Raw genomic sequence first — 12369 nt, forward strand, 5'->3', positions numbered from 1 at the left:
AATAATTTAATCGATGTGTACACTGTCTTAATTGCATGTTACAATGCCTTAATTACATTGTACAGTAACTTAATGGATGTGTGCAGTAAAATAATTGAGCGTTACAGTAGCTTAATGAATGTGTACAGCAACTTAATGGCAGCACACAACAACTTAATAAACGTGTGCAATAACTTAATAACTGTGTACAGTAACTTAATGAACAACTACAGTAACTTATTGAACAGGTACACAGCGTAAATAAGTAACGGCACCGTGTACCCGCAATGTAGTATTGCAAAAAAACACTGGCTTTGTAGTTTAACGTTGCAAACGTATTCAATCACCTAAAAACATCTAACGTATGAATGCACGTCAGGAGTCGAAACTCAGCATGTACAATGCTGTACTCACCCACATCGAAGCGAACCCCGCCATTACCGCCACCGTTCCGGCATTTGCAACAGTAGCCACATCGCTACGCACAGTTTACAACAACATTATTACGGCCGCACAACAGGAAGCACAGGCCACAACGGGTATTACCATGGACAAATCGGGAACAAAAACAACACTCTGCGAAGAAGCTGCAAATATTGCTGCTGCTGTTTTTGCATTTGCCATGGAAGCAAACAATCATGAATTAAAAGAGCAGGTAAATTATCCTGTATCAAAACTGCAGCAAACAAAAGATGAACTGCTGGTGCCCGTCTGCAACAACATTCACGAAAAGGCAACAGCAAATCTTGCTTCACTCGCCAACTTTGGAATTACAGCTGCACGCCTCACGGCATTTCAAACACTCATCGATAATTATGCAGCACTAATTCCCGGTCCACGCAATGCTGTAGCAATTCGTGCAGCTGCACGTGCAACACTGTCAACATTATTTAAGCAGGCCGATGATATGATAAAACTGCAAATGGATAAACTGGCGCTGCAGTTCAAACCCGCCAACAATGCATTTTACAATGCGTTTAAAAATAACAGAGCAGTTATTGATGCAGCATCAACCAGCACCATGGTAAAAGGAGTTGTGGTAGATATGCTCACCAACTTACCTGTGCCATCAGTTGCAATACAGGTAGTGGGTCAGTCATATGCCGCTACCACAAATACAAATGGAGAATATGAAGTGAAGATTCCTGTGCCCGGTGTTTATAATCTCAGCTACAGCAACAATGGATATAACAACAAGACTGAAAATAATATCAGTGTATCACTCGGTCAGGCAACAACACGTAATACACAGTTGGCGCCATTGTAAAAATTTTCCATGCAATATGGGTTTGTGTACGGGCTGGTGTTTTCACCGGCCCTTTTTTCATCTGTGCTTTTCCCCGCCTGAATGATGCCAGTCGGGCAGGTGTGCAATCCGTGAGAGCCTTTACCTGTAAAAACTATATCAAACAAATGCACATAAAAAAGCCTTCCGTATTTGGAGGGCTTTACTAAAAAACAAATTGATGTTTACTTCTTCTGGTAACGGCTCACTTTTCATCGGGCTGCAGTATCTTCTCATTCTCCATACGGATGTCGTTCAGCACATTCATCGGGTCGGCTACAGCTCTTGCATCTTACAAATAAATAGATTAGCTTAGAAGTCTTATCACCCAAAACCCGCTACCTTCTTCGAATTCAAACCTTTTACAAGTCCTTCTCTGCTTTATGGAAATCGGTCGCATCACTGTTCCAACAGGTACTGCGAAAAACATTTTTTTTAACGTAAAACCAATTAACATGCCCACCATCTATTTAAGTGTGAATGGCGGTTCCACCAATCTGCGTTTGCGTGACAGTGAAGGTCACAATCCCGGTAATGACGATATTACCACAACGGTAACTGTGAACGACACCGTTACCTGGGAGCCCGATCCCACACCACCTGCCGGCGCCAATGCTATTTCCAGTATCGTTAGTATATACCGGAAAAACTTACCCAACAATGGCGATTTGCTCACCAGCCAGCCGAACAACAACGGCACCGGTCAATATGTAGCCACCGTAAAATCTGTTTCACCCGGCTCCGGTACGCAGGAAAGCTATGGTGTTCAGTACACGCTTACGGGCAGCACAACCATTTATACCGATGACCCCAAACTGCAGATGCAATAAATGAAGGCAACCCGCTTGCACCTACAGTTGAAAAAGGCCTGGTTCATCACAGGCCTTTTTCTTATCGGGCTGTTGCAGGCTCCCGCACAGGACCAGCAGGTGGCCGATAGTCTTGCAAACATCTACCGGGAGCAAAACCTGCCCGATACGGCGAAGCTACGGGTACTGAATGCGCTTGCTTTTTATGAAACCCGTAACCTCGACCTGGCCCTGCAGTATGCACAGGAAGCAATTGCACTGGCCACAAGGCTTAACGATTACATCAACCTGCACAAAGGGTACTTTCAAACAGGCAATAAAAAACGGCTCAAAGGTGATTTAACCGAAGCCATTACCGCCTATTTTAAAAGTATTGAAGCCGCTCGAAAGGCCAACTACCTGGTAGGTATGGGGAAATGCTACAGCGCCATTGCCGATATCTACTCTATTTCCAACAACCATAAAAACGCTATGCTCTACTACCGCCGGGGTATAGATGTGCTGCTGAAAGCCAATGATTCACTGCTGTATGCCACTGCTGTTTTTAATGCCGGCGATGAATTGCTCAAACGCAATTACTTTGATTCGGCGCTGGTCTATTTTAAAAAATCCGGCACCATTTTCAGCCGCATCAACTACCTCTCCGGCATTGCCTATAACATGGGCAACCTGGGTATGGTGTATGCTCACCTCGGCAACCCTGCGTTAGCAGAACAAAGCATCAACACATCTATTAAAATGCTGGAAGAACAGGAAGATTATTCGCCGGTTTGCACCTATCTCTTATCCATGAGCAGCATCTATGAAAAAAAGAAAGAATTCCCCGCTGCTTTCAACTATGCACAACGCAGCCTGCAGTTAGCGTTGGCTTATGACCTGAAAGAAGAACGTAGCAAAGCCAATGAACAGCTGTCCATCCTTTATGAAGCAACAGGGAACAAAGAGCAGGCCCTCATGTATTACAAAGAATTTATCCGTTACAGGGATAGTGTGAACAATCTCCATGCTGTGCAGCAAATGGCCGACCTGCGTACAGATTACGAAGTGTCTAAAAAACAGGTGGAGGTAGATTTGCTGCATCAGCAAAAAAGGAACCAGCGAAACATTCTTATTTCTCTCGCTGTTATCCTGCTGTTAACCATCGCCATTTTAACCGCCCTGTTCAGGTTTTATAAAATCATTGCCCGTGAAAAACAGCGTTCTGAAAAATTATTACTCAATATCCTGCCTGCAGAAACGGCGGCTGAGTTAAAAGCCAAAGGAACAGTGGATGCGGTGAAGTTTGATGAAGTAACCGTACTCTTTACTGATTTTGTACAGTTTTCCAAACAGGCCGAACATATTGCTCCGGAAGTATTGGTAAAAAGCATTGATGCTTATTTCAGAAAGTTTGATGAGGTGTCCACGGCATTTGGCCTGGAAAAAATTAAAACAGTGGGGGACTCGTATATGTGTGCCGGAGGCTTGCCTACAGTTAACAAAACCCATGCAACAGATGTGGTGGCAGCAGCCCTGCAGATGAATGCGTATGTAACGGAATCACTAAACAAAGAAGATGGACTGGCGCATTTTGAAATACGCATCGGCATTCACACGGGTCCGGTTATTGCAGGGATTGTGGGCATTAAAAAATGGCAATACGATATCTGGGGCGATACGGTGAATATTGCTTCCCGTATGGAATCGGCCGGCATGCCGGGTAAAGTCAATTGTTCTGAATCCACCATGCAGATCATCCGGAAACACTATGTCTGCGAATACCGTGGTGAAATCGAAGTAAAAAACCGTGGTTCGTTAAACATGTATTTTATAACAGGGGAAAAGAAATTGTAACTGCCTGTGACTTGATTCGTGTGCTCAAGAACCATTCATATTCCTGTCTATTTACAAAAAAAGCCCTCCATAACCGGAGGGCTTTCCTATAAAAGCAAGAACGTTTACTTCTTCTTCTGGTAGTGGCTCACTTTTTCATCGAGCTGCACCATTTTCCCATTCTCCATTCTGATGTCGTTTACTACATTCACGGAGTCGGCAACACCTTTTGCATCTTTCCAGCTTTGTTTGTACCAAAGGGTTACCCATTCTGTTTTTTTATCGGCTGATATAACGGATACATAGTCGCCCATGGTCACTACAAGATCGTTATACATGTTGCGTGCATCAGCGAAAAATTTCATGGCACTGTCACGGCTGAGTTTCGCCTGGAAATAATCAAAGTCAAGTTGAATAGAATCGCCTGTGGCTGCGGCCAGTGCTGTAAAATCTTTATCAACAAAGGCTTTTAGTCCGGCCATAGCAGCTGCTACATTTTCTTTACTGCCGATCGCCCAGTCTTTGTAAGGTTCTGTGAGTGTGTAAGGCAAGTTAACATCGGCAGCAGCAGCGGCTTCTGTTGTAGTTGTTTCAGCAGTTTTGGTTTCCGCATTGTTGCAGGCGGTTAAAGCAAAGGCAAGACAAAAAAACGCAAAGATCTGTTTCATGTAAAAATGGTTTTGGGTTTAAAAATGATGCAGGAAAGGGAAGGGACGAGATGTAACCAGGTAATGAAAGGTTACAATCGGTAATAAGGTAGTTGATTAAAACAGCAATTGCAAGCATTCGATGGGTTTTGTGGCAAGAGCGACAATCTACAGCGGGATGAACAGGAATGCCAACCTTTCGAAGGTTGGCAACCCTAACCACCCATCGTTCAGACGGGCGAAGCCGTGCCGACCGTGTGGTAACCAACCATCAACAGTTTTTCTTTTGCAATTTTTCTCCGTGGCTTTCTGTCTTTGTGGTTGAACCTGTTTACCCACCCGGTGCTGCCATTTCCTGCGACAGTGCCAGCATCACTGTTGCCACTGCAGCAATCACAAACTGTAATTCTTTGCTTTCATTCTTTGGCAGCCACACAAAATTTTGCTTGTGTGCCATCAAAGGCAAACCCCTGAACTGCACAGCCGCAATGGGAATGCCGTTCTCCTGGAATACATAGCCCAGCACATACATCGCTTTCTTTCCATCAGCATAATGATTCACCGGCAACAGTTCTATTTCTCGGATGCCATTTGTGAGCACAGCAACCACCTCTTCCGAAATACTTACTATACCGGCAGTCTCCTGTTGTGCTGTGCTGAAGATCCAATCACTTGTATCGGCCGAAAGTATCGTGGTAATAAGGTCGGTCTTGCCCCGATTGTAAGTGGCGGGTCCTTCGTTGCGGCCAAAAATATTGTTCTTGGGTTGTGTGTAATAAAGTGTGGTGGTGGTAGCCATGTTTACAATGGCTGTATCGGTCTCGTTGCGCAGAAGTTTGAATGATCGTTTCTGCTTAATGTTTTGTTCCACTTCTTTCACGTTCGATAAAAGACGTGAGAGCACATCTTGCTGTTCGGTTGTTGTATTTGATTTGCTTGTCCATCCTTTGCGGCTGTTGAGTAAACGATAAGGACCAAATTCATAGCGCAGGAAACCAATCCCTGTTTTTTGTTTTACCTGTAAGGGTTCTGCAAGTTGTTCAATGTTAGCCGGCAACTTCATGAGTTTTTGTGCATTGCTTTGTTGCATCAGCAACAACAAACAAAGTATAATATTATAGCGAAGCATATTGCTATGAAGTTAAGTTTTTTTTGTGGAGGTATGTTTGGTTGTGCAGTAAAAGACGGATGCGGGTTTCTCTTTTCTCTTTCAGCAATCCCTTTTACTTTCACTGTATGAAAGCACTTCTCGTGATGGTCTTTATTGTTGGCTTCGTGATTTTGTTTGTGCAGTGCAGCAACGGGGTGGAGAATAAAAAAGACCTCGATGAAAATATGCTCGACTTAGCGATGTACAGCGATAATCTCGGTTTGTACCTGCGCAAACAGGATGCAGATTATTCGCTTTGGTTGCTTGATGGATTGGATAGCACATTACAAATACTCAGTATTACATTTACTGAACACAGGAAACTGCTGCGGCCGTTTAAACAATCGTATAACAAAGAACTTGCTCCGCCCATCAACGATATCCGCAAAGCCTTGTATAAAACTGATTTTCCGAAAGCTGTTGAATCGTACCGTTTACTCATCAATAACTGCAACGATTGCCATATTGACCTGGAGATTGATAAAACGGTGGTTGACTGGAGTAAGGCGGGGGTGCATTGAATGAATATTCACCTCCTATGATTCTATTCACCGCAGAATATGCGGTGAATAAGAGGTTTAATCGCCGCATTGCTTTCTATTCGCCGCAAATTATGCGGTGAATAAGGGGTTTAATCACCGCATGGAGGCTCTATCTGTGTCCATCGGCGTGAATCTGTGGCCAAACCGATTCGTGCAATTCGTGGTTACCATCAATTCTCTTCTTCTTCCACCTCTGCCTCCTGAGCTGGCGGCGATTGTGTAACAATCCCAAACTCAAACTGCATATCGTTGAGTTTGCGGTAGAGTCCGTTGTGGCTCATGAGTTCACTATGTGTTCCGCTTTCGGTAACAACGCCTTTATCGATCAACACAATTTTATCGGCATTGCGTATGGTGGAGAGACGGTGTGCAATCACAAACGAAGTGCGGCCTTTCATGAGATTATCCAAGGCTTCCTGCACCAACTGTTCACTTTCACTATCGAGTGATGAAGTGGCTTCATCTAAAATTAAAATAGCCGGATCTTTTAAAATAGCACGTGCAATGGCAATGCGTTGCCGCTGACCACCGCTTAATTTAATACCCCGTTCACCCACAATGGTTTCATACTGCTCCGGAAACTGTTGAATAAATAAATGAGCATTGGCGCTTTTAGCAGCGGCCATAATTTCTTCTTCGGTTGCATTGGGTTTACCGTAGGCAATATTTTCTTTGATGCTGCCGCCAAACAACAATACCTCTTGTGGAACAAAGGCCATTTGCCTGCGCAATTGTGAGAGAGGAAAAGATGCGGCAGGTCGTTCATCAAAATACAAGGTACCTTTATCGGGTTCGTAAAAATGTAAGAGCAAAGAAGCGATGGTTGATTTACCTGCACCGCTTGGTCCAACAATAGCAATCTGTTCTCCATTGGCAGCACTCAGTGTGAGTCCTTTTAAAACGGGCACATCTTTTCGTCCGGGGTAACTGAAGGCAATATTATCAAACCGCACATTTCCTTTCAGTTGATGTTGTGGTTCTACTTCAATATCTGTTAATGCAACCGGCTCACCATCGGCACGTAAAATTTCCCGCACACTTTGTGTGGCACCCAATGTTTTTTGCAGTTGCGAAAACATATCAGCAAAGCCTGCAAACGTACCACCCACAAACATCGAGAAGATCACAAACATGGTGAGTGCTCCCAATGTGAGTTCACCCGATTGAATCATACCAACACCTACCCACATCACAAACGCAATACTTCCAAACACACTAAAGATCATAAACGAAATAAACGCACCACGGTAGCGTGAGTTGCTGATGGAAGTGGCTACTACCGACTGAATACTTTTTACATAACGACCGATCTCATAAAACTCACTGGTGAATGCTTTTACAATAGAAATTCCCTGGAAGGTTTCCTGTACAATGGTTCCACTCTCTGCCAACTGATCCTGTGCTTTGCGGGCCATCTTACGAATGCGCATACCAAACAGCACAGCTAAAATGGCAATAATGGGAACCACAGCCAGCATGATCAGGGCCAGCTTTGCACTGATCCAGAAAATAAAGAACAAACCAATGATGAGTGTGAAGATGCCACGAAGAAATTCAGCCAATGTAAATGAAATGGCATCCTGTATCTGCGACAGATCGCTTGAGATACGATTGCTTAATTCACCCACTCTTTTCTCCGTGAAATAACTCATGGGCATGGTGAGCAGTTTGCTGTACACATCTTTGCGCATATCGGCCAGTGAACGTTCACCTGCTGCGGTTAACAGATACACCCGCATGAATGAAAACACAGTTTGTAAACTCAGTTGCGCAAAAATGAGCAGCAGCGTTGTATTTAAACTGAGCTGAATATTTTTCAATCCGAAATCAAATTGAGAAACACTGCTCATACCGGGAAGACTTGCACCGGGTGAAGCAGAGTCGATCATCTTTCCTAATAAGAAAGGAAACAAACTGGTGGTAAATGCGGATACTGCAATAAACACCAAACCCCAGATGAATTTACCACGATATGGTTTTAAGTAGGTGAACAGGATGAGTGCCTGTTTCAGACTCTCCTTCGAAATTTTTGCTTTTGCTGATCCTTTCTCGTTTGTATTTTTTGAATGTCGACTTGCTCTTGCCATACTGTTTGTTATAACGAACCGGTTTGCTGAATTACTTCATTACAATGCAAGTTAACGATTAAGGTTTGGGTGAGAGGATGCTTGGCTGTTTCTGATCGATAAACTAACAGCATCTTGGATATTGATTTGCCTTTTGCTTTTATTTCTCTTTTTTAATGTTTATATTACTAAAGCCAAAATCTACTACCATGAAGGAGATTCTCATCAAAGCCATTGCATTTGTATTGTGGTCGGCCACAATCTGCAGCTGTTCTTATTACAGATACACTGCAAATACGAAGTTGGATGACTACAATCAAAACAAGAATAAAGAATGGAGTCAGCTGGATGCCTATAATATTCTTGTTGTTCATCTTCAAAATGAGATGAAAGAAATCTATAACGTAGAGGTTGATGAAAAAACAAAAATTCTAAAGGGAAGTATCCGCCCGTTTGACGGCAATGGTTTAAAATACTATAATAAAGTGATGATGAGAGGTGGGGGCGTTGCCAAGAGTAAAATAAGGGCTGAAGAATTCGAGACAACCAAACAGATTCATTTTTTTGTTAATAAGGCAGAAAGACCTGATTCAAACAGAATTCAATTTCCAATTTCAGACATTACCAGGATAGATGTATCAAAGCATGCTACGGGATTAAATATCTTACTTCCTGTAGGAATTGGGCTCACAGGTTTAGCCATTACGGGAGGTATTGTTGCGCTTATTGCATGTAATTGTCCGCATGTATATGTTGATAACGGCACAACACAAGAGCTTACGAACTCTATGTACACCGGTGCAAAAGCACCACAACTCGAGCGGTTTGATTACAAACAACTGCCCGATTACTTTGCTGATTCATCAAGCTATACATTAAATATTGTAAATGAGTTAAACGAGGATCAGTACACCAATATGCTGGAGTTGATGGTTGCTGTTCATGCAAAAGATGTGGAAGTAATTGCAGATAAAGAAGGCCGGTTACATACTATAAAGCAACCTCAGCTTCCAATGCATGCAGAAGACAATGGCGGTAATAATATCCTGAAAGAAATTGCTCAACCAGATGCAACAGCGTATAAATTTAATGCAGATAGTATTTCAAAATTCAGCGAAGCTTATTTACAATTTGCAGTTCCCGAACTGCAACCACAAAATGGAAAGCTTCTGATCAGGCTGCGAAATACAAGATGGTCGGGTTATGTGTATCATCAATTCAGTTCGTTGTTTGGTAAAAATTACAGCAAATGGATAGCACACAATAAAGACAAATCAAAGGAAGAGCGGGAGCAATGGATGAGAGAGCAGGGCATACTGCTTCAGGTTGAAATAAAAACTGCACAGGGCTGGCAATCTGCTGGCGAAGTTGATTTGGTGGGTGAAACAAACTTTAACTCAATGGTGATTCCGGTGAATATTCCTGCAGGATCAAAAATGCTGGAAGTACGTTTACGGACAGGCTTTATGTTTTGGGAATTGGATTATGCAGCAATTGATTTTACGCCCAATGCAAACATTGAAATGCAGGTATTGAAACCATCTACAGCAGTTGGTGAAGATGGAGAAGATTTTGTACAGGCACTGAGTTTCGATGATGGAATTTACATGGAACACCTGGGCGTTAAGTCTTCAACCAAAGTAAAGTTTGCAGCATTGCCCACAAACACTGAACAAAAGCGTACACTCATACTTCGCAGTAAAGGTTATTATACTTCAAAGGAAGAATTTGCCGGTAAAACAAATCGGAAAGAGCTGAAAAAATTTAAGGACCCCGGTGAATTATCAAGATTTTCAAGAAAACTTTATCAAGATGTGATGAACCGAACAGCGATGAAATAATCATATAAAACTATTCGGCCAGGCATACAGATGTCTTAGGTTGATAAGAGGATAGTTTTACTTTACAAAATGGACATGGGTATAATGTTCCGTCGTAGTCTAAAAACATATATATTCTGCCTCCACCACAGGGCATTGTTTTTCGTAAACCTGCCGGGAACAGAACAGTTGGATAGGTATAATAGGTCTTGTTGAAATTGAATTGGTCGCTAAGCTGTTTTAGATGGTCTTTGTGCGATTGTTGTAATTCCACATCTTTATCCTGGTAATTACCTACAGCCCGTGGTTCTAATAAATTGATAACAGGCACTCCCAGTTGTTTGCACAGGTCGATCAGTTTTGGCACACCGCCAGACTCAATATATTCTTTTGACGGGCATACATTAATGGCTACAAAAACACCCGCTGTCTGCAGATTTTTAATTGCTTCCAAAACCCAGTAGTACGACTTTTGATTTCCCCTGAACTTGTTGTGTCCATCTTCCAAATGGTGATCGAGACTAATGGCAGCACCATCCAATCCGGCTGCTTTTAATTGCTTCGCTTTTTCCAGCGTTAAGCCATAACCGGAAGTATATATCCATTGATTGCATCGATCTTTAAAATGCCTTAGAAAAAGTAAGAGATCATCATAGCGGCTAAGCGGCTCTCCTCCTGAGAATACCAGCTGACCTACTCCCTGTTGCACGTATGGTTCAATCCGTTCAATAAATTGATCATAAGAAAGTACGTCTTTATTATACAGTGTGGCAGCTTCGCTGCAATGTTCGCATTGCAATGGACAGCGTTTGGTAATAGCAATCATCAACCGCCTGAGAGTTTGTTCACGGCCCGTTACCGGTTCAGTTTCGAGTAAATGATTTTTAAAAAAACTGTTGAACCCTGCCGAAGGCCATGAGGGATAAAACATATCCCACACATACTTTCCATCTACTTTAAACGCACGTACAAGCTTTTTAACAACAATCATTTTATTGATATTCCGGATCATCTTTATCAGAACACGGATTGATTTGATTGGATTCCTGTAGATTTTGCAACCAATCCACCAAACATTGCAGAGTGCCAGTAACCGAACTATATCGTATTCAATTGAACCAATTCTCCTGTATGATGAGTTTTTTTCCATCAGATCATTTTTTCTTTACTTGATTTATTTATAAAAACAATTCAGGAAACCGGAGCGGTAATTCTTTCAGGGACATTCAGAAACCCTGCTTACTCAATATAAGAAAGTTTTTATGTTATTACTAACAGGCTTATTCTTTTATTGAATCGTGTTTATTCAGCTGCTTTTCTCGATTTTGGAGTAAAGGGTTTTTGACAGATATGTAATATGCGATGTTTATTTCAAGACTTGCATCAGCATCGGTGCAAGTTTATCAGCCCAGCGTTTATATTCTGCACCTGAAGGGTGTAATCCATCAGAAGCTATTAAACTCCTGTTGGTTCTTCCTTCACGGGTGGAAGGGGTAATGTCGAGATAGGGACAATTGTATTGTTGTGTTACGTTGTAGTTGATGTTGTTGAACCAGTCAATTTCTTTCCTGATCTGAGCCGTATCATACGAAGCAGCAAAAGGCGTAACACTGTAATCGGGGATGGACAATACAAATACGTTTTGCTTTTTTCCATTAGCCAGTTCAATTGCTTTTACCAATAATGCAGTAAAGCGTTGGCGATAACCTGTTGTATCTCTTTGCTGGTATTGATCGTTTACACCAATGAGCAAACTCACCACAGTATGTTTGTTGGGATAGTTGTTGTTGATGCTGGTTTGAAGATTTGTGGTGGTCCAGCCGGTTGTGGCAATATATGTTGGTGCCTGCACCTGTATGCCTTGTTGCAAAAGGAGTGCTGCTGTTTGTGCAGGAAAACGTTCATTGGCTGCAACGCCTTGCCCGATGGTATATGAATCACCTAGTGCCAGCCAGGTATGTATTACTGGTGATAAAGGAGTTGTTACCACTGTGGAGTTGGGTCCATTCTTACTGCAGGCAGAAAGAAAAAAGAGGAGTATGCAGATAAGCGACAACTTCATACCACTAATTACGGATAAAGAAGGAGAAAGGTTCAGTTTAATGAGCGTATTCGCATTGTACAATCTAATTATCACGGAGGGATAGAGGAATTGGTAATTTGGAATTTGGGTTTTGGATTTTCTTCACCTCGAGTAATTCGTGGCTTATCTGTGTTTATCTGCGTATATCTGTGACCTTAATTGCTTCGTGGTTTAAA

10 protein-coding genes are annotated in these 12369 nt (G+C 42.4%); 5 read left to right on the plus strand and 5 right to left on the minus strand.

Features of this window, described 5'->3' with window-relative positions; translation table 11 throughout:
* Positions 1-343: 343 nt before the first annotated feature.
* From H4075_RS00285 to H4075_RS00295, 3 genes are all read left to right on the plus strand, one after another.
* Entirely contained in the window at positions 344-1246 is a 903-nt protein-coding gene (locus H4075_RS00285; protein ID WP_182803056.1) for a carboxypeptidase-like regulatory domain-containing protein, read from the plus strand.
* A gap of 473 nt (positions 1247-1719) precedes the next feature.
* Positions 1720-2094, plus strand: coding sequence for a hypothetical protein (locus H4075_RS00290; protein WP_182803058.1), 375 nt, complete (start codon positions 1720-1722; stop codon positions 2092-2094).
* On the plus strand, positions 2095-3906 hold the full coding sequence (locus H4075_RS00295; protein WP_182803060.1) for an adenylate/guanylate cyclase domain-containing protein: 1812 nt from the start codon (positions 2095-2097) through the stop codon (positions 3904-3906).
* Between the two features lie 104 nt (positions 3907-4010).
* On the opposite strand, the gene H4075_RS00300 is transcribed toward H4075_RS00295, so the two are convergent.
* Both H4075_RS00300 and H4075_RS00305 read right to left on the minus strand, forming a co-directional pair.
* Positions 4011-4553 (minus strand): hypothetical protein, encoded by a 543-nt coding sequence (locus tag H4075_RS00300; protein WP_182803061.1) that lies wholly within the window; start codon positions 4551-4553, stop codon positions 4011-4013.
* Positions 4554-4863: 310 nt separating this feature from the next.
* Positions 4864-5661 (minus strand): hypothetical protein, encoded by a 798-nt coding sequence (locus tag H4075_RS00305; protein ID WP_182803063.1) that lies wholly within the window; start codon positions 5659-5661, stop codon positions 4864-4866.
* Positions 5662-5768: 107 nt separating this feature from the next.
* Between H4075_RS00305 and H4075_RS00310 the strand changes: the two genes are divergently transcribed.
* Positions 5769-6203: a hypothetical protein gene (locus H4075_RS00310; protein WP_182803065.1), complete on the plus strand. Its 435-nt coding sequence runs from the start codon at positions 5769-5771 to the stop codon at positions 6201-6203.
* Between the two features lie 191 nt (positions 6204-6394).
* Here the strand turns inward: H4075_RS00310 and H4075_RS00315 are convergent, their stop codons facing one another.
* The gene (locus H4075_RS00315) at positions 6395-8311 is read right to left on the minus strand and encodes an ABC transporter ATP-binding protein (RefSeq protein ID WP_182803066.1); all 1917 of its coding nucleotides are present in this window, start codon (positions 8309-8311) and stop codon (positions 6395-6397) included.
* Positions 8312-8499: 188 nt separating this feature from the next.
* Here H4075_RS00315 and H4075_RS00320 point away from each other — a divergent pair, with 188 nt between their 5' ends.
* Positions 8500-10131 carry a hypothetical protein gene (locus H4075_RS00320; protein ID WP_182803068.1) on the plus strand — a complete coding sequence of 544 codons (1632 nt, stop codon included), beginning with the start codon at positions 8500-8502 and terminating at the stop codon, positions 10129-10131.
* Between the two features lie 10 nt (positions 10132-10141).
* Here the strand turns inward: H4075_RS00320 and H4075_RS00325 are convergent, their stop codons facing one another.
* Entirely contained in the window at positions 10142-11260 is a 1119-nt protein-coding gene (locus tag H4075_RS00325; RefSeq protein WP_182803070.1) for a radical SAM protein, read from the minus strand.
* Between the two features lie 216 nt (positions 11261-11476).
* The gene (locus H4075_RS00330) at positions 11477-12247 is read right to left on the minus strand and encodes an SGNH/GDSL hydrolase family protein (protein ID WP_182803072.1); all 771 of its coding nucleotides are present in this window, start codon (positions 12245-12247) and stop codon (positions 11477-11479) included.
* Positions 12248-12369: the final 122 nt, after the last annotated feature.

The organism is Lacibacter sediminis (genome assembly GCF_014168535.1).
GTDB classification, from domain to species: domain Bacteria; phylum Bacteroidota; class Bacteroidia; order Chitinophagales; family Chitinophagaceae; genus Lacibacter; species Lacibacter sediminis.

Bases quoted from the DNA above. Each gene is read 5' to 3' on its own strand.
- H4075_RS00305 (WP_182803063.1), bottom strand. From the start codon at position 5,661: ATGCTTCGCTATAATATTATACTTTGTTTGTTGTTGCTGATGCAACAA.
- H4075_RS00320 (WP_182803068.1), top strand. From the start codon at position 8,500: ATGAAGGAGATTCTCATCAAAGCCATTGCATTTGTATTGTGGTCGGCC.
- H4075_RS00300 (WP_182803061.1), bottom strand. From the start codon at position 4,553: ATGAAACAGATCTTTGCGTTTTTTTGTCTTGCCTTTGCTTTAACCGCC.
- H4075_RS00315 (WP_182803066.1), bottom strand. From the start codon at position 8,311: ATGGCAAGAGCAAGTCGACATTCAAAAAATACAAACGAGAAAGGATCA.
- H4075_RS00310 (WP_182803065.1), top strand. From the start codon at position 5,769: ATGAAAGCACTTCTCGTGATGGTCTTTATTGTTGGCTTCGTGATTTTG.
- H4075_RS00325 (WP_182803070.1), bottom strand. From the start codon at position 11,260: ATGGAAAAAAACTCATCATACAGGAGAATTGGTTCAATTGAATACGAT.
- H4075_RS00285 (WP_182803056.1), top strand. From the start codon at position 344: ATGAATGCACGTCAGGAGTCGAAACTCAGCATGTACAATGCTGTACTC.
- H4075_RS00295 (WP_182803060.1), top strand. From the start codon at position 2,095: ATGAAGGCAACCCGCTTGCACCTACAGTTGAAAAAGGCCTGGTTCATC.
- H4075_RS00290 (WP_182803058.1), top strand. From the start codon at position 1,720: ATGCCCACCATCTATTTAAGTGTGAATGGCGGTTCCACCAATCTGCGT.